Origin of the sequence: Streptomyces cynarae, from assembly GCF_025642135.1 — a bacterium.
GTDB lineage: Bacteria > Actinomycetota > Actinomycetes > Streptomycetales > Streptomycetaceae > Streptomyces > Streptomyces cynarae.
In genome coordinates, this window is sequence record NZ_CP106793.1 from 3,442,978 (window position 1) to 3,458,980 (window position 16,003).

The 16,003-nt window shown below is 70.6% G+C and carries 15 protein-coding genes; 3 read left to right on the forward strand and 12 right to left on the reverse strand.

Annotated elements, in window-relative coordinates; all coding sequences use genetic code 11:
• Window positions 1-46 precede the first annotated feature (46 nt).
• The 8 genes from N8I84_RS16005 to clpS all read right to left on the reverse strand — a co-directional run bounded on the left by N8I84_RS16005 (window position 47) and on the right by clpS (window position 7,308).
• Window positions 47-2,119 (reverse strand): putative Ig domain-containing protein, encoded by a 2,073-nt coding sequence (locus N8I84_RS16005; protein WP_263230170.1) that lies wholly within the window; start codon window positions 2,117-2,119, stop codon window positions 47-49.
• A gap of 322 nt (window positions 2,120-2,441) precedes the next feature.
• Window positions 2,442-3,392, reverse strand: coding sequence for a PLP-dependent cysteine synthase family protein (locus tag N8I84_RS16010; protein ID WP_263230171.1), 951 nt, complete (start codon window positions 3,390-3,392; stop codon window positions 2,442-2,444).
• Between the two features lie 21 nt (window positions 3,393-3,413).
• Window positions 3,414-3,692 carry a MoaD/ThiS family protein gene (locus N8I84_RS16015; RefSeq protein ID WP_103845066.1) on the reverse strand — a complete coding sequence of 93 codons (279 nt, stop codon included), beginning with the start codon at window positions 3,690-3,692 and terminating at the stop codon, window positions 3,414-3,416.
• A 119-nt stretch (window positions 3,693-3,811) separates the two neighbouring features.
• Window positions 3,812-3,907 (reverse strand): winged helix-turn-helix domain-containing protein, encoded by a 96-nt coding sequence (locus N8I84_RS42740; RefSeq protein ID WP_216825713.1) that lies wholly within the window; start codon window positions 3,905-3,907, stop codon window positions 3,812-3,814.
• 121 nt (window positions 3,908-4,028) lie between these two features.
• The gene (locus N8I84_RS16025; RefSeq protein WP_263230173.1) at window positions 4,029-4,451 is read right to left on the reverse strand and encodes a M67 family metallopeptidase; all 423 of its coding nucleotides are present in this window, start codon (window positions 4,449-4,451) and stop codon (window positions 4,029-4,031) included.
• A 151-nt stretch (window positions 4,452-4,602) separates the two neighbouring features.
• A complete protein-coding gene (locus N8I84_RS16030; protein ID WP_263230174.1) occupies window positions 4,603-6,027 on the reverse strand; it encodes an amino acid permease in 1,425 nt (474 codons plus the stop codon).
• A gap of 345 nt (window positions 6,028-6,372) precedes the next feature.
• On the reverse strand, window positions 6,373-6,978 hold the full coding sequence (locus N8I84_RS16035; protein WP_263230175.1) for a DUF2017 domain-containing protein: 606 nt from the start codon (window positions 6,976-6,978) through the stop codon (window positions 6,373-6,375).
• A gap of 12 nt (window positions 6,979-6,990) precedes the next feature.
• On the reverse strand, window positions 6,991-7,308 hold the full coding sequence (clpS, locus tag N8I84_RS16040) for an ATP-dependent Clp protease adapter ClpS (protein WP_200417652.1): 318 nt from the start codon (window positions 7,306-7,308) through the stop codon (window positions 6,991-6,993).
• A 151-nt stretch (window positions 7,309-7,459) separates the two neighbouring features.
• Between clpS and N8I84_RS16045 the strand changes: the two genes are divergently transcribed.
• The gene (locus N8I84_RS16045) at window positions 7,460-8,788 is read left to right on the forward strand and encodes a nicotinate phosphoribosyltransferase (RefSeq protein ID WP_263230176.1); all 1,329 of its coding nucleotides are present in this window, start codon (window positions 7,460-7,462) and stop codon (window positions 8,786-8,788) included.
• Window positions 8,789-9,045: 257 nt separating this feature from the next.
• A complete protein-coding gene (locus N8I84_RS16050) occupies window positions 9,046-9,633 on the forward strand; it encodes an isochorismatase family protein (RefSeq protein ID WP_263230177.1) in 588 nt (195 codons plus the stop codon).
• Window positions 9,634-9,686: 53 nt separating this feature from the next.
• On the opposite strand, the gene N8I84_RS16055 is transcribed toward N8I84_RS16050, so the two are convergent.
• Window positions 9,687-10,016, reverse strand: a complete 330-nt coding sequence (locus tag N8I84_RS16055) for a hypothetical protein (RefSeq protein ID WP_263230178.1) — start codon at window positions 10,014-10,016, stop codon at window positions 9,687-9,689.
• Window positions 10,017-10,138: 122 nt separating this feature from the next.
• On the reverse strand, window positions 10,139-12,490 hold the full coding sequence (locus tag N8I84_RS16060) for an immune inhibitor A (protein WP_263230179.1): 2,352 nt from the start codon (window positions 12,488-12,490) through the stop codon (window positions 10,139-10,141).
• Between the two features lie 492 nt (window positions 12,491-12,982).
• Between N8I84_RS16060 and N8I84_RS16065 the strand changes: the two genes are divergently transcribed.
• Window positions 12,983-13,273: a hypothetical protein gene (locus N8I84_RS16065; protein ID WP_263230180.1), complete on the forward strand. Its 291-nt coding sequence runs from the start codon at window positions 12,983-12,985 to the stop codon at window positions 13,271-13,273.
• A 98-nt stretch (window positions 13,274-13,371) separates the two neighbouring features.
• On the opposite strand, the gene N8I84_RS16070 is transcribed toward N8I84_RS16065, so the two are convergent.
• Window positions 13,372-13,821 carry an RDD family protein gene (locus N8I84_RS16070; protein ID WP_390898902.1) on the reverse strand — a complete coding sequence of 150 codons (450 nt, stop codon included), beginning with the start codon at window positions 13,819-13,821 and terminating at the stop codon, window positions 13,372-13,374.
• Between the two features lie 633 nt (window positions 13,822-14,454).
• On the reverse strand, window positions 14,455-15,840 hold the full coding sequence (locus N8I84_RS16075) for an RDD family protein (RefSeq protein ID WP_263230181.1): 1,386 nt from the start codon (window positions 15,838-15,840) through the stop codon (window positions 14,455-14,457).
• Window positions 15,841-16,003: the final 163 nt, after the last annotated feature.

Sequence of the window (16,003 nt, forward strand, 5' to 3'; positions counted from 1 at the left end):
GCCCCGGCCCACACGCCCGGCCGGGGCCCCTTCGCGCACAGGTGCGTCAGCTGGTCGTCAGGGCGGTGTCGTCGACGACGAAGCTGGTCTGCAGCGAGGAGTCCTCCACGCCGCTGAACTTCAGGGTGACCGTGGACCCCGCGAACGAGGACAGGTCGAAGGACTTCTGGGTGTAACCGGAGGCCGCGTTGACGTTGGAGTACGTCGCCAGCGTGGTCGACCCGGCGGTCACCGTCAGCTTGTCGTACGCGGTGCTGCCGGTCTCCGCGGTGTCGATGTGCAGGTAGAAGGTGAGGGTGGCCTTGCAGCCGGACGGGATGGTCACCGACTGGGACAGCGTGTCGGTGTGCGAGGAGCCGTATCCGTCGAGCCAGGCGTAGTAGGAGCCGCTGTGCGCCGCCTCACCGCTGCCGTTGGTGATGACGCCGCTGGAGGCGCTCCAGGTGGTGTTGCCCGACTCGAAGCCCGGGTTCCCGAGCAGCTGCGCCGAGGAGCAGGTGCCGCCGCCGGAGGAGCCGACCGTCCAGGTGAAGGAGGTGGAACCGGAGGCGCCGGTCGCGTCCTTGGCGGTGACGGTCACGCTGTAGGTGCCCGCGGTGGAGGCGGTGCCGGAGATCAGGCCGGTCGAGCTGTTGATCGACAGGCCGGTGGGCAGTCCGGTGGCGCTGTAGGTGAGCGCGGCGCCCGCGCTGTCCGTCGCCTTGATCTGCAGGCTGACCGAGCTGCCGGTCGTGGTGGACTGGTTGCCCGGGTTGGTGACGGTCACCGTGTTGCCGGTGCTGCTGCCGGAGGAGAAGGCGGTCGTGCCGTTGGGGGTGCCCCAGCCGGTCGGGCCGTCGTAGCCGGTGCCCGCGGTGCAGAAGTACGAGGTCGAGCAGGAGCCGTTGCTGCCGCTGGTGACGTCGTACAGGTTGCTCGTGTGCGAGTAGGGGTACTTCGCCGGGTAGTCGCTGGAGCCCGGGGTGCCCGCGAGGGCGTAGACGCCGGCGATGATCGGGGCGGAGGCGCTGGTGCCGCCGTAGACCGCCCAGCCGGAGCCGCCGTAGGTGTCGTAGACCGCGACGCCGGTGGCCGGGTCGGCGACCGCGGAGACGTCGGCCTCCATGCGCTTGGAGCAGCCGGTGTCGGTCTGCCAGCTCGGCTTCGGGTCGTAGGCGGAGCAGCCGGAGCCGGTGCCCTCGGTGGAGCTGGTGTGCCAGACGCTCTCGCTCCAGCCGCGGGAGTTGGAGGCGGTGGTCAGCGCGGTGCCGCCGACGGCGGTGACGTACTGGGAGGTCGCCGGGTACTCGGCGCCGTAGGCGGAGTCGCCCGCGGAGACCGTGATCGCGACGCCCGGGTGCTTGAAGTAGGAGGTGTCCTCGCTGGTCTGGGAGGAGGACTCGGAGCCGCCCCAGCTGTTGGAGACGAACTTGGCGCCCAGCGAGACGGCCTCGTTCTCGGCGATGCCGAGGTCGGTGTCGTTGGCGGAGTTGGCCTCGACGAGGATGATGCTGCAGTTGGGGCAGACGGCGCTGACCATGTCGACGTCGAGCGCCTCCTCACCGGCCCACCCGGAGTCGTTCGTGGGCAGCGAGGTGGTCGAACCGGTCTGGCTGACCTGCTTGAAGCAGCCGTTGGCCTTGGTGCACGCCGACAGGCCGTACGTCGAGCGGTAGGTGGCCAGGTCGGACTCGGCGTTGGGGTCGTTGTAGGCGTCGACCACCGCGACGGTCAGGCCGGAGCCGCCGGTCGAGGGCAGGTTGTAGGCGCTGTGCAGGTTGGCGGGACTCAGTCCGGAAGGCGCGGCGGCGGCGAGGGCCGAGGCCAGCCGCTGCTCGATGTCGGTGCGGCGCTGGGCGAAGCAGGACGCCTGGCCGGGCTTCGCGGTGGCGCACAGGTGCTGGGTCGGGACCTTCTGGCCGGCCTTGCCGGTCGAGTGGACGGTCTGCCGCTGGGGGTCGGTGAGCGCCTTGGCGTTCTGGGACGTGCGCGTGGTGTGCGCGGTGGCGGTGGGCGCCGTCTGCGCGCCCGCGGGCGGGGCCGCCAGGAACCCGGCGACGGTGAGGGTGAGGGCCGGGACGGCGGCGGTCAGGAGTCTTCGAAGACTCCGGCGCCGCTTGTTGAGGCGTGACTCACGCATGGGGGTGTTGCCTCCATCGGTCGAGGCCGGCACCGCGCGGGCCTGGGTGGGGCCGTACGCGGAACCACAGCCGGAAGTGGGGATTCGCGAGCCGAGTGCAGGCCGTGACGCGCGTAGCGGCGGTGGGACGCGAGTCATGGGCATGACACTTAGAACACCCTGCGATGTCAATGAGCGCGACATGACAGGACGGGCAGAACGTAGCCCCGCACGCCCCCGAAAGGCTCCCCCGGGAGAAGATCTTTGCCGCACCGTAGGCAACGCTTAGCCCCCTCATAGGAGGGGGTTGGCGCTTCGATGAGAGGCGGGCCCTGCCGAGGGCTCAGGCCCAGAGCTGGCCCTGGAGCGTCCCGATGGCCTCTTCCGTGGTGGCGGCCGTGTAGACGCCGGTCGAGAGGTACTTCCAGCCGCCGTCGGCCACGACGAAGACGATGTCGGCGCTCTCGCCCGCCTTGACGGCCTTCTTGCCGACGCCGATCGCCGCGTGCAGCGCGGCGCCGGTGGAGATGCCCGCGAAGATGCCCTCCTGCTCGAGCAGTTCACGGGTCCGGGTCACCGCGTCCGCCGAGCCGACGGAGAAGCGGCTGGTGAGGACGGAGGCGTCGTACAGCTCCGGCACGAAGCCCTCGTCGAGGTTCCGCAGGCCGTACACCAGGTCGTCGTAGCGCGGTTCGGCGGCGACGATCTGCACGTCCGGCTTGTTCTCGCGCAGGTAGCGGCCCACGCCCATGAGGGTGCCGGTGGTGCCGAGCCCGGCCACGAAGTGCGTGATGGACGGCAGGTCGGCGAGGATCTCGGGGCCGGTCGTCGCGTAGTGCGCGCCCGCGTTGTCCGGGTTGCCGTACTGGTAGAGCATCACCCAGTCCGGGTGCTCGGCCGCCAGCTCCTTGGCGACGCGCACGGCCGTGTTCGAGCCGCCCGCCGCCGGGCTGGAGATGATCTCGGCGCCCCACATGGCGAGCAGTTCCCGGCGCTCCTGCGAGGTGTTCTCGGGCATCACGCACACCATGCGGTAGCCCTTGAGCTTGGCCGCCATGGCCAGGGAGATGCCGGTGTTGCCCGAGGTGGGCTCGAGGATCGTGCAGCCGGGGGTGAGGCGGCCGTCCTTCTCCGCCTGCTCGATCATGTGCAGCGCGGGGCGGTCCTTGACCGAGCCGGTCGGGTTGCGGTCCTCCAGCTTGGCCCAGATACGGACGTCGGGGGACGGCGACAGCCGCGGCAGGCGCACCAGGGGGGTGTTGCCCACCGCGGCCAGCGGGGAGTCGTAGCGCATCGGGATCAGCGACCGTCGGGCTCAGGCCATGCCGCCGGCGACGGCCGGCAGGATCGTCACGTTGTCGCCGTCGGCGACCTTGGTGTTGATGCCGTCGAGGAAGCGGACGTCCTCGTCGTTCAGGTAGACGTTCACGAAGCGGCGCAGCTCGCCGCCGTCCACGATGCGGGCCTGGATGCCCGGGTGACGGGTCTCGAGGTCGGCGAACAGGTCGGCGAGGGTCTCCCCGGTGCCTTCCACCGCCTTCTGGCCGTCGGTGTACTGGCGGAGGATGGTCGGGATGCGGACCTCGATGGCCATGGTTGCGGGCTCCTGTCGGAAGGATGGCGGGTCGGAGAGCGCGCGGCGGCGCGAGAACGTGCGTGGTGGTACGCGGGTCGGGCGCCGCGGCTCACGGCCGTACGGCGGCAGGGACAGCGTCAACAGATGGCGCTGGCGAGCCTGCACAGGTCGACGTGCAGCCGCGCCACGAGCAGTGCGCCCGGCGTCTTGTCGCTCACGTCGTTCAGAACCATGCGCTCATCGTAACGATTCCCCACCCGCCCCCCGGAGTGTGATCTCGCTGTTCGGACAGATTTCATCCGAGGCGCGAGACGGGAGGTCGGCCACCGGGATCAGGGGCGGACGACTGCGGGGTCAGTACGACTCCACGATCTCGACCTCTTCCTCCGTGACCTCGCCCTCCACGATCCGGAACGAGCGGAACTGGAAGGGGCCCGCGCCGTCGGTGTCGGCGGTGGAGACCAGGACGTAGTGGGCGCCGGGCTCGTTGGCGTAGGAGATGTCCGTGCGGGACGGGTAGGCCTCGGTCGCGGTGTGGGAGTGGTAGATGACCACCGGGTCCTCGTCGCGGTCGTCCAGCTCCCGGTAGAGCTTGAGCAGATCGCCGGAGTCGAACTCGTAGAACGTGGGCGAGCGGGCCGCGTTCAGCATGGGGATGAAGCGCTCGGGGCGGTCGGAGCCGGCCGGGCCGGCGACGACGCCGCACGCCTCGTCGGGGTGGTCCTGGCGCGCGTGGGCGACGATCTGGTCGACGAGGGCCTGGGTGATGGTCAGCATGACGGTCAGGATAAGCAGGAAATCAGAGGGGGCCGCGCGCAGCGCGTCAGGTAGGGCGGTGGTGGGTGACGGTGGGCCGTCCCGTACCGAAGGGTGGTACGGGACGGCCCACATCGTGAGCTACGCGTGAGCCGGGAGACTCAGGGGAGACTCAGCGGACCTTCTCCAGCTCCTGCTCGCGGCGCTGGGTGACCTGCGGGTTGCGGGCCTTCAGCACCGCCCAGCCGACGGCCAGGGCGGCCGCCCAAACCGCCATCACATACAGGCAGACGCGGGAGTCGGCGTCGTAGGCGATCAGGCAGGTGACGAAGAGCAGGAACGCGATGGCGATCCAGCTGCACACCGCGCCGCCCGGCGCCGGGAAGGAGGAGGCGGGCAGCCGGCCCGCGTCCACCGCGCGGCGGTACAGGACGTGGCTGACCAGGATCATCAGCCAGGTCCAGATGCCGGCCGCGGTGGCCACCGAGGTGACGTAGCCGAACGCCTTCTCCGGGACGACGTAGTTGAGGACCACGCCGATGCCCATGAAGGCGACCGAGACGGTGATGCCGAGGGCCGGGGTCTTCGAGGCGGACAGCCTGCTGAAGACGCGGGGCGCCTCGCCGTTGTCCGCGAGGGTGCGCAGCATGCGGCCCGTGGAGTACATGCCCGAGTTGCAGGACGACAGGGCCGCGGTGAGCACCACGAAGTTGACGATGCCCGCCCCGGCCGGGATGCCGATGACCGCGAACGCCTTCACGAAGGGGCTGACGCCCGCCGCGAACTCGGTCCACTTCACCACGCACAGGATCACGGTGAGGGCGCCGACGTAGAACAGGGCGATGCGCCAGGGCAGGGTGTTGATCGCCTTGGGGAGGGTCTTCTCCGGGTCCTCGGACTCGCCCGCGGTGACACCGACCAGCTCGACGGCGAGGTAGGCGAACATGACGCCCTGCAGGGTCATCAGGGAAGAGCCGATGCCCTTGGGGAAGAAGCCGTCGAACTGCCAGAGGTTGGAGACCGTGGCGGTGTCACCGGCCGCGCTGAAGCCGAAGGTCAGCACGCCGAGACCGATGACGATCATGCCGATCAGCGCGGTGACCTTGACCATCGAGAACCAGAACTCGATCTCGCCGAACAGCTTCACCGAGATCAGGTTGGCCACGAACAGGACCACCAGGAAGACCAGCGCCGTCACCCACTGCGGGATCGACGGGAACCAGTAGTGGACGTAGATCGCGGCGGCCGTCAGCTCGGCCATGCCGGTCACCACCCACATCAGCCAGTACGTCCAGCCGGTGAAGTAGCCGAAGAACGGGCCGAGGAACTCGCGGGAGTACTCCGCGAAGGAGCCCGACACCGGGCGGTACAGAAGCAGCTCGCCGAGCGCCCGCATGATGAAGAAGATGATCACGCCGGCGAGGGCGTACATGAGGATCAGGCTGGGCCCGGCCTTGGCGATGTTCGCCCCCGCGCCCAGGAACAGGCCGACGCCGATCGCGCCGCCGATCGCGATCATCTGGACCTGACGGCTGCCGAGCCCGCGCTCGTACCCCTCCTCAGGGGTGTTCTCCTTCTCGACCTGCGCTGAGGTCATGTGTGGTGCGCCTTTCTCCATGCCGACCCGGGCCTCTCGTCGGCCGCGGATCGTCTCGATCCCCCCGGATTGATGGAGCGAGCGGGCACGGGCTCTCCCGGGTCCGCTCATGCCTGGCCGACGGTCGTCGGCTCGGTGGCGCACCCGGCGCAACATGGGTGGTGTTCGCCGGGCGGTCGTGAAGATTTATCACGACCGCAACACTGATCACCTGGACGCGATGTGGCACAGCACACAGCAAGAAGCGGACAAAGTACGCACGAACGGCCCATACATGGCCGCAATGGTGACGCGATCGTTATCCGGATTTGAGCGTCCGCTGAGCGAACACACAATCCACACAGGTCAGGGCATAAGGGTGGTGACGAGTGTCTCCTGGAGACCGCCGAGCCACAGATACGCCATCACCATCGGCTTGCGCGGATCCTCGTCCGGCAGCCGGTACAGCTCGTCGGTGTCGTCCTCGTCGGCGACCTCGAGCCGGGAGCCGATCGCGAGGCGCAGGTCGTTCAGGGCGCCGAGCCACTGCTCGCACTCCCCGCGCGACAGCTTGAGCACGCCGCCCTCCCGGCTCACCGAGGTCAGCGCGTCCAGGGTGCGGATCACCGCCAGAGCGTTCTCGCGTTTGCGGGCGCGCAGGTCGTTCTCGGTGAAGCGGCGGAACTCGGCGGAGTGGGCGCGCGACTCGTCGGCCTCACCGGGCGTGACGGGCTCGCTGCCCGGGTCGCCGTACGCGTCCGGGAACAGCCGGCGCAGCACCGGGTCGGCGGGCGGTTCGCTCGGGCCCTCGGCGAACAGCTCGGCGAGCGGATCCTCGGGGGCGTTCTCGGCGGGGCCCGGCCCGATGAGTTCCAGCAGCTGTACGGCCAGCGAGCGGATGATCGAGATCTCGACGTCGTCGAGGGCGACGGCCGCGCCGCCGCCGGGGAGCGGTTCGAAGTGTCCTGACATGAAGGGAGGTCGCTACTTCCGGTCCTGCTGGAGGGTGGCCCACAAGCCGTAGCCGTGCATCGCCTGCACGTCGCGTTCCATCTCCTCGCGCGTGCCGCTGGAGACGACCGCCCGGCCCTTGTGGTGGACGTCGAGCATGAGCTTGGTGGCCTTGTCCTTGGAATAGCCGAAGTACGTCTGGAAGACGTACGTCACGTAGCTCATGAGGTTGACCGGGTCGTTGTGGACGATCGTGACCCAGGGGACGTCGGGCTCGGGTACGGCGAACTCTTCCTCCGCCGACTGCGTTCGTTCGATCTCTACGGGAGCGGGTGACGTCACAAGCCCCATGCTGCCACCCGAGGGGGGGCGTCGCACAAACGGGCACCTCCACCCGGCCCGCAAATCGTCAGACTGACGAGATGAGGAGTACGATCGGCTGTCCCAGGCACTTGAAGCACCGTTGGGTGCACCCGAACAGTCGTGTGTGAGGAGAGCTTTGGTGGGCGTAGCGGACCTTGGGTTGCCGGTGGACGTTCCCTCGACGGCGCTCTTCACCGACCACTACGAGCTGACGATGCTGCAGGCCGCCCTCAGGGCCGGCACCGCCGAGCGGCGCTCGGTCTTCGAGGTCTTCACCCGGCGGCTGCCCGACGGCCGCCGCTACGGCGTGGTGGCCGGTACCGGGCGCGTCCTGGACGCGGTGGAGAACTTCCGCTTCGACGCGGGCGTCCTCGGCTTCCTGCGCGAGCGCCGGGTCGTCGACGACGAGACGCTGGACTGGCTCGCCGGCTATCGCTTCAGCGGCGACATCTGGGGCTACCCGGAGGGCGAGGTGTACTTCCCCGGCTCGCCGATCATGCGGGTCGAGGGCTCCTTCGCCGAGTGCGTGCTGCTGGAGACCGTCGTCCTGTCGATCCTCAACCACGACTCGGCCGTCGCGGCCGCCGCCTCGCGCATGGCCTCCGCCGCCGGGGGCCGGCCGCTGATCGAGATGGGCGCCCGGCGCACCCACGAGCTGGCGGCCGTGGCCGCCTCCCGCGCCGCGTACGTCGGCGGCTTCACCACCACCTCGGACCTGGCGGCCGGCTTCCGGTACGGCATTCCGACGGTCGGGACCTCCGCGCACGCCTTCACGCTGCTGCACGACAGCGAGCGGGACGCCTTCCGGGCCCAGGTGGAGTCGCTGGGCCGGGGCACCACGCTGCTCGTGGACACCTACGACGTCACGGAGGCCGTCCGGCTGGCCGTCGAGGTGGCCGGGCCCGAGTTGGGTGCCGTGCGCATCGACTCGGGCGACCTGCTGCTGGTCGCGCACCGGGTGCGGCAGCAGCTGGACGCGCTGGGCGCCTCCCACGCGAAGATCATCGTGACCTCGGACCTGGACGAGTACGCCATCGCCTCGCTGGCGGCGGCGCCCGTGGACGCGTACGGCGTGGGCACCCGGCTGGTGACGGGCTCCGGGCACCCGACCTGCTCGATGGTCTACAAGCTGGTCGCCCGCGCCGAGTCGGCGGACCCGAAGGCGCCGCTGGTGCCGGTGGCGAAGAAGTCGACCGGCGGCAAGACGTCCGTCGGCGGGCGCAAGTGGGCGGCGCGGCGGCTGGACGAGCACGGGGTGGCCGAGGCCGAGGTGGTCGGCGTCGGGCCGGTGCCGGACGAGCTGGCGGACCGGCAGCTGCTGGTGCAGCTGGTCAAGGAGGGCGAGGTGATCTCGCGGGAGCCGCTGGACGTCGTCCGGGACCGGCACGCGGCCGCCCGCGCCAACCTGCCGTTGTCGGCGACGCAGCTGTCGCGCGGTGAGCCGGTGATCCCGACCGAGTACGTCTGACGCCTCGCTGTTGACGCTCCGGGAGGACCATGGAGGAAGGGGCGGGCCGCGGCTTCGGCCGCTGCTCGCCTGAGGGCGCATGAGCGGACGGCGGGCGGGAATGCGACGGCAACGCACCCCGCGCACCGGGCCGACCGCCCGATGCCCTCTCCCGCCCGGCCCCCGAAGTCTCTAGGCTCGGTAGGTCATGTAGTTCACGGACGGCCGGGCCCGCACCCTCCACACCCGAACCGCTGCCAAGCCGAAGGACACCGACCATGCGCCGCGCCTTGATCGTCGTAGACGTGCAGAACGACTTCTGTGAGGGTGGCAGCCTCGCGGTGGCCGGGGGTGCCGATGTGGCTGCCGCGATCACCGAGCTGATCGGGCAGGCCCCGGCCGGGTACCGCCATGTGGTGGCCACCCGGGACCACCACATCGCCCCCGGGGGCCACTTCGCCGACAACCCCGACTACGTCCACTCGTGGCCCGCACACTGCGTGGCGGGCACGGAGGGTGTGGGCTTCCACCCGAACTTCGCCCCGGCGGTCGCCTCCGGCGCGGTCGACGCCGTGTTCGACAAGGGGGCGTACTCGGCGGCGTACAGCGGGTTCGAGGGAGTCGACGAGAACGGGGGCGCCCTCGGGGACTGGCTGCGGGAGCGGGAGATCGACGAGGTGGACGTGGTGGGGATCGCCACGGACCACTGCGTGCGCGCCACCGCGCTGGACGCGGTGCGCCGCGGCTTCCGTACGCAGGTCCTGCTGGACCTGACCGCCGGGGTGGCCGAGGAGACCACGGAGCGCGCGCTGGAGGAGCTCCGGGAGGCGGGCGTGGAGCTGTCCGGCAAGCCGGTGGTGTCCTGACCCCCGCCGCGCCCCCGCACCCGCGTCCCGCGGCTCCCGTGCGCCTCAGCGGGTCACGACTGGGCCGTCCGTCTCAGCAGGGACCGGATCGGGTGCCACAGCTCGACCGACAGGTCCTGTGCCGCGGTGTCCGGGGCCGTGCGCCATATCAGGCCGTCCGGGTGGTGCAGGACCGCCGTGACCTCGTCCGGGGACGGCGGGGCCGCGTTACCGCGCAGGTAGACCGCGCGCAGGCCCAGGTTGCGCAGACGCGTCAGGGCGCGGGCACGGTTCTGGGCGTGAACCAGGACGCGGACCGAACCGGCGCCCGAACCCGGGCTGGGCAGGTTCAGAGCCACCACCACACTGCCGTGCGGCAGCTTGCAGAATCCTCCTGCGGCCATGCGCGTCACATCCCCGTGAGACCTGGTGTCAATAAGAGAGCCACAGCAGGCACCTAAGCACGATCGGCGGCCGCCCGCCAAGGGGCTGCCGCCGATACGCCTCTGACCTGCGGAAATGTCGACTACTTCACCGCGGGTCCGACTTCCAGCTCGATCGTCGAGCCGTTCACGCCCTGCTTGACGATCTTGATTTTGGTGTTGGTGTCAGTGATCTTGACCCCGGCCGCCGGGTTCGAGGCGTCGTAGTAGGTGCTGGTGTGGTCGTTGAAGACCGACACGCCCTTCGACGACTTGATCTTCGTCGCGACGCCCTCCTTGTGCAGGGTGATGCCGTCGGTGCGCTCCAGGCTGAAGGGTGAGTCGTAGGCCTGGATGCGGTTGCGCATCAGCGTGCCGTCGGACCACTTCAGCGGGGTGGGGTGCGAGTCGATCGGCAGGATCAGGCCGGTGCCGGCGTGGTCCTTGGTGTTGTCGTCCGCCTGGGAGGTGTCCCACTTCCAGATCAGCAGGCCGTTCTGGTACGGGTAGTGCTCCACCCAGTCCGGACGGGCCGGCGCGAAGCCGAAGTTGTACGGGCCGACCTTGAGGGTCTTGTCGTACGACACGTACTGGCGGTTCTCGGCGATGTAGTACTGCTTGTAGTCCTTGGTGAAGGACGCGCCGATGCGGGAGAAGCCGTTCGCGGTCCAAGCGGCGTCCGCGCTCTCGGCGTTGTCCGAGAACAGCGCCGAACCGTCGGCGGTCAGCGCGATCTCGTCGGCCGCGAAGCCCTTCAGGGCCACACCGCCGTCCGTCTGGTAGCGGAAGCGGAGCTGGATCTTCTTGCCCGCGTAGGCGTCGAGGGGGTACGACAGCTTCTTGTAGCCGTCGACCGTGCCGGTCAGGGCCGGGGTGTTGCTGGCGTCACGCGGGATGGCCTGGCCGTCCACCGTGCCGTCCAGCGCGGTCCAGTTGGCGCCGCCGTCGGTCGACACCTCGGTGTAGAGGTAGTCGTAGTTGGCCTCGATGTCGTAGTAGCCGTCGAGGGTCAGCATGGCCGAGGACTTGCCGGTGAGGTCCACGGAACGGGTCAGCGTGTTCTTCAGGTCGTTGCCGCTGCCGCTCCACCACTGGGTCGAGCCCTGCGCGGGGGTGACGACCTGGGTGGTGACCGCCTTGTCGGGCAGGTTGACCACCAGCGCCTGCCGGTACTTGGTGTTGTACTCGGCGACGCCCAGCTTGTGCCAGGACTTGATGCCGGCCTTCGCGGTGTCGTAGTTGAGCCAGCCCAGCTGGAGCTTGTCCCAGGCGTTCATGTCGCCGGGGAGGTCGCCGATGGCCTCCTTGCCGGTGCCCAGCCAGGAGCCGGATGACATCAGCGTCCAGAAGCCGGTGGAGTTCTCGCCGCCGTTGGTGTCGTACTCGTCCGGCAGGCCGAGGTCGTGGCCGTACTCGTGGGCGTAGACGCCCAGGCCGCCGTTCTCCGGCTGGATGGTGTAGTCGCCGACCCAGATGCCGCTGTCGCCGATCTGCGTGCCGCCCAGCTTGTTGCCCGCCGGGCCGGTGGAGCCGGCGTCGGTGCCGAACGCGTACCAGCGGTGGGCCCAGATCGCGTCGGTGCCCTGGACGCCGCCGCCCGCGGACTCGTCCTCGCCGGCGTGCACGATCTGGAAGTGGTCGATGTAGCCGTCGGGCTCGTTGAAGTTGCCGTCGCCGTCGTAGTCGTAGCGGTCCCACTGGTCGAAGCGCGCCAGGTCCGCCTTGATGTCCGCGTCGGACTTGCCGGCCGCCTTCTGCTGGGCGACCCAGGCGCTCACGCCGTCACTGACGACGTTCCACACGCTCGGGCAGTTGGTGGAACCGCAGGCGTTGTTGCCGTAACGGGCCTCGTTGTACGGGACCTTCACCCAGTCGGCGACCTCGCCGTCCACCGAGTAGCGGCCCGAGGACTGCTTCTCGTAGTACTTCTTCACCGACTCGACGTTGCTGCCGGTGCCGAAGTACAGGTCCTGGAAGTGCTTCTGGTTGTAGTCCTTCTGCCAGGCCGTCGAGTTGTCCTTCGTACGGTCCGGCGCGGCTATCCGGTTGTGCAGGGGGCCCGCCGTGCCGCCGAAGTTGGGGTCGGTCTTGTCGCCGAACTCGACCAGGATGGTGAAGATCTTGTCGGTCTTCTCCCGGCTCAGCTCGACGTACTTGGGGTCGCCCTTCTTGCTCTTGAGCTCGACGACCTTCGAGCCGTTGCGCTCCTTGGCCTGGGCCTTGCCGGATATGACCTGGTTGAGGGCCTCCTGGCGCTGGGCCTCCTGGGTCTTGCTCAGCGGGCCGTCGAGGTCGTGCTCCTGCTGCTTCACCGGCGCCGGGTCGTGCCGGATGGCGGCAGCGGCCTCGGCGGCGGTGCTCGCCTCCGCGACGGCGAAGGTGGAGAACGTGGCGGAGGCCGCCGCGAGCGCGACGCCTATCGCGGCCGCTCTGAACGTCCAGGGTCTGCTGGTCACTTGAGTTCCTCCCCCGCGCCAGGGCGCACGGAAGGGGGTCCTGGTCATGGAGGGGCCCGTGCGCGCCGATCAACGCGTGTAGTCAAGTGACGACATTTGACCGGAGGTTTACAAGAAAAAACAGACCTTGACTTGGACAGGTCAAGTGCATTAACAGGACGGGGTGTCCGCTATACGAACGAGCACGGTCGGCATAATCCCCCGTCAACCGGCGCGCGCACGTGTCCAGTTGCTGGAACGCATGACTCCGTGCGCCCCTTGTGCTTCGGAACCGTGGGTTAGGTCACGCTTACCAGCCGTTCCACTCGGGCATGGTGGCGAATAGAGTCGGCGGGTGGAGCGCCGGAATGACGGCGGTTTGCCCTGTCGACACCGTTGTCATTCCCGCGATTCCGTGGCTGCACGTCCACGTGCCCCACTCCTGTCCGCAGTTGTCCGCATTCTCCCCCATCACGAGAGGCACGGGGGGAGTCCCCACCCCGAGGAATGGCCATGCCTCGTCCGAACGCCGCACAGCTCGCCTACGGTTCCTGCACCGTGATCTTCTCCACCCTCGCCATGCTGTTGCTGTCACAGACGAGTTCGGGCCTGGGGATCGCCGTGATCGCCCTGTCGGCGCTCGCACTCGGGCTGCTCGTCGCCGTGACGGTACCGCTGCCGAAGTCCGCGCCGGCCGCCGCGGAGCGGCCCGCCTCGCGACAGTACGCACCGGCGGGGCGCCCGACGGCGTCGGTCGGATCCACCGCGGCCACCGAGCCCGTACGGGAGACGGCGAACCCCTGAACCGTGCGCGCGTACGCACAAGTTCACACCGAGCACTCGAACCGGCGGGCCCGTGATGCACGGGTCCGCCGGTTCATGCGTTACGCCACCGCTCTCTCTCAGACCGCCGTGCTGACCTCCACCGTCCTGGCCGCCTTGTCGTGCAGCCCCTGTTTGTAGGGCCGGTCGAAGAAGCTCCAGCCGCCGCAGATCGCGGTCCACACGCAGGCGCAGCAGAACGCGAACGGCAGCCACAGCACCGAGGCGCGGATCAGGGACGCCTGGAGGGACGGGTTCGAGCCGTCGTCGAGGTTGGCCACGCGCATGTTCAGCAGCCTCTTGCCGAGCGTCTGCCCGGTTCTGCTGATCAGGATCGTGTCGTAGGCCGTGTAGAGCACGGCCGCGATCACGGACTGGCCGAGGGACTTGCCGGTGTCGACCTTGGTGGCCTCCACGTTGTACTCGACCGTGTGGAACGCCCAGGACAGCAGCCAGACGACCACGCCGACGAGGATCATGTCGATGATCCGCGCGAGGACGCGCTTGCCGCTGTCGGCGAGCGGGGGCATACCGGCGAGGGGGTCGGTGCCGTCGTAGGGGCCCTGCGGGCCCCCGCCGCCGTACGGGCCGCCGCCCTCGGGGCCACCACCGCCGTACGGGCCACCGCCCTCGGGGCCCCCGCCGCCGTACGAGCCGCCGCCCTCGGGGCCACCTCCCCCGTACGGGCCACCGCCCTCGGGGCCACCTCCCCCGTACGGGCCACCGCCCTCGTAAGGACCGCCGGGGTGGGAGGGGGTGTGCCGTACGGGGGGCTGCCGTCGGACGGTCGGCCGCCCGGTGGTTCCCCGCCGGGTGGTTCACCCGCGGGGCGGGGCTCGCCGCCGGGGGCTCGCCGTGGGGCGGTCGGCCGCCGGGAGGGGCTCGCCGTAGGGCGGCTCACCGCCGTGCGCGGATGCACCAGCCTGCGCAGACCTGCCGCCGAGCCGTACGCCGGCGGGCTTGAGGGACGCGGCCCCGCGGCCGGGCGGTGGTGCCCCACCGGGCGCCGAGCCGCTGCCGGGCCCGGGCGGTGTCGGGTCGCCGGCAGACGGCCGCCGGTCGGGGTCCGGGGCGTCTCCTCGGCCGGGGGGTGGCGGTTCGGTGCTCATGGCCCGAGTCGACCGCGAACCCTCCGGCTCCGCATCCCTACAGGTCCGTCCGGGTCAGCCCGCCACGAACGTGTGGGCGGCCTTGTCGTGCCAGCACTGGCGCCACGGGCGGTCGAACACGCACCACAGGACGCCGACCACCCCCACGACGAGCACACCGGGGACGCTGTAGACCAGCCAGCGGCGCAGGGCCTGGCCGAAGGTCGGGGGCTGGTGGGCCTCGATGTCCCGTACCTCCAGACCGCAGACCTTCTTGCCCAGCGTGCGCCCCCACTTGGCGGTCGGCAGCGCCTCGTAGAGGACCCCGAAGCCCAGCAGCACGGCGAGCACGATCGCGAGGTAGACCGACGTCGTGCCGTCGAGCAGCCAGACCGTGACGGTCTGCCCGGACAGCTTCGCCGCGTCGATCTTGCCGTTGATGTGGTCGATCGCCTTCGTACCCAGCGGTACCGCGGCCACGCCCGTTACCGCCGCCAGGACCAGGGTGTCGAGCAGCCGCGCCGCGAGCCTCTTGCCGAGTCCCGCGGGCCGGGCCGCCGCCTGTGCCCGGGCGGCGGCCTGGAACGGGTCCTCCACCGGCGGCTTCCAGGGTGCGACGGGCCGGTCGCCCTCGGGACCCGGGCTCGCCAGCTGGTGCACCTGCTGCGCCCACGAGGGCTGGCCGCCGCCGGGGCCGCTGGTCAGGGGCGTGGCGACCGGCGCCGCCGCCTGTTGCGGGGGCAGCCCCGCCGCGGGCGCCGCAGGCGCCGGGACGGACGGCTGCTGCGGTGCCGGGACGGGGCTCGGGGCCTCCGGGTTCAGGCCCAGCGCCTGACGGGCCGCGGCCTGGGCGCTCGCCGGGCGCGCGGCGCCGGGCTGCGCCGCACCGGGGCCGGTGCCGGGACCGGCAGCCGCCGTGCCTGTGCCCTGCTCCCCCGTGCGCGGGGAGACCGCGCGGAACTTCATGGTGCCCTCGGAGGGGGCGGGTTCGTCGGTACCGGCGGTGCCCTCCGGGCGCGCAGGCCGCCGGAGCGCCGTCGTGCCGGGCGACTCCGGGGACTCCTCGGGCCCGGGGTCGGCAGCCGGCAGCCTCGGGTCCACGGCCCGGGCGGCGCCCCAGGACACCCGGCGGTCCTGCTCGCCACCGAAGCCGGACTGCTGGGAGCGGTCGGCGCCCCAGGCCGGGGCGGGCCCCGGGTGGCCGTCGGCCTGGCCACCGCGATCGGGTTCGCCGACCGGGTCCTCGTCGAAGAAGTGCGGCCCGGTCTCCTCCACCGAGGGCTGCGCGGGGCGCGCGCCCGCCGGCGGGGAGAGCGGCTCGCCGTCGGTGGGAGCCGGCCGGCTGGTGCCCGGGACCCAGGAGACACCGTTCCAGTACCGGACATATCCGGGAATGGAGGGGTCCGGGTAGTAGCCTTCGCGGGGCCTGTCGTCGCCGGGTGCCGGGGTTGGGGCGCTCATGTCCGTCGTCCCGTATCTGCTCGGGGGGTCGTGTGAGGCTCCACATCTATCAGAAGTGTGCAGGCGGCATTGCCGGTCCGCCGGTACCCACCCCTTTCCGGGCGACACCGTGCACGCCCTTCACACGCCCGGGACACACGCCGAAGGGAATTCTCCGAAACCC

Bases quoted from the DNA above. Each gene is read 5' to 3' on its own strand.
- N8I84_RS16015 (WP_103845066.1), bottom strand. From the start codon at position 3,692: ATGGCCATCGAGGTCCGCATCCCGACCATCCTCCGCCAGTACACCGAC.
- N8I84_RS16010 (WP_263230171.1), bottom strand. From the start codon at position 3,392: ATGCGCTACGACTCCCCGCTGGCCGCGGTGGGCAACACCCCCCTGGTG.
- clpS (WP_200417652.1), bottom strand. From the start codon at position 7,308: ATGGGGCTTGTGACGTCACCCGCTCCCGTAGAGATCGAACGAACGCAG.
- N8I84_RS16055 (WP_263230178.1), bottom strand. From the start codon at position 10,016: ATGGCCGCAGGAGGATTCTGCAAGCTGCCGCACGGCAGTGTGGTGGTG.
- N8I84_RS16050 (WP_263230177.1), top strand. From the start codon at position 9,046: ATGCGCCGCGCCTTGATCGTCGTAGACGTGCAGAACGACTTCTGTGAG.
- N8I84_RS16035 (WP_263230175.1), bottom strand. From the start codon at position 6,978: ATGTCAGGACACTTCGAACCGCTCCCCGGCGGCGGCGCGGCCGTCGCC.
- N8I84_RS16075 (WP_263230181.1), bottom strand. From the start codon at position 15,840: ATGAGCGCCCCAACCCCGGCACCCGGCGACGACAGGCCCCGCGAAGGC.
- N8I84_RS16030 (WP_263230174.1), bottom strand. From the start codon at position 6,027: ATGACCTCAGCGCAGGTCGAGAAGGAGAACACCCCTGAGGAGGGGTAC.
- N8I84_RS16025 (WP_263230173.1), bottom strand. From the start codon at position 4,451: ATGCTGACCATCACCCAGGCCCTCGTCGACCAGATCGTCGCCCACGCG.
- N8I84_RS42740 (WP_216825713.1), bottom strand. From the start codon at position 3,907: ATGGTTCTGAACGACGTGAGCGACAAGACGCCGGGCGCACTGCTCGTG.
- N8I84_RS16005 (WP_263230170.1), bottom strand. From the start codon at position 2,119: ATGCGTGAGTCACGCCTCAACAAGCGGCGCCGGAGTCTTCGAAGACTC.
- N8I84_RS16065 (WP_263230180.1), top strand. From the start codon at position 12,983: ATGCCTCGTCCGAACGCCGCACAGCTCGCCTACGGTTCCTGCACCGTG.
- N8I84_RS16070 (WP_390898902.1), bottom strand. From the start codon at position 13,821: ATGCCCCCGCTCGCCGACAGCGGCAAGCGCGTCCTCGCGCGGATCATC.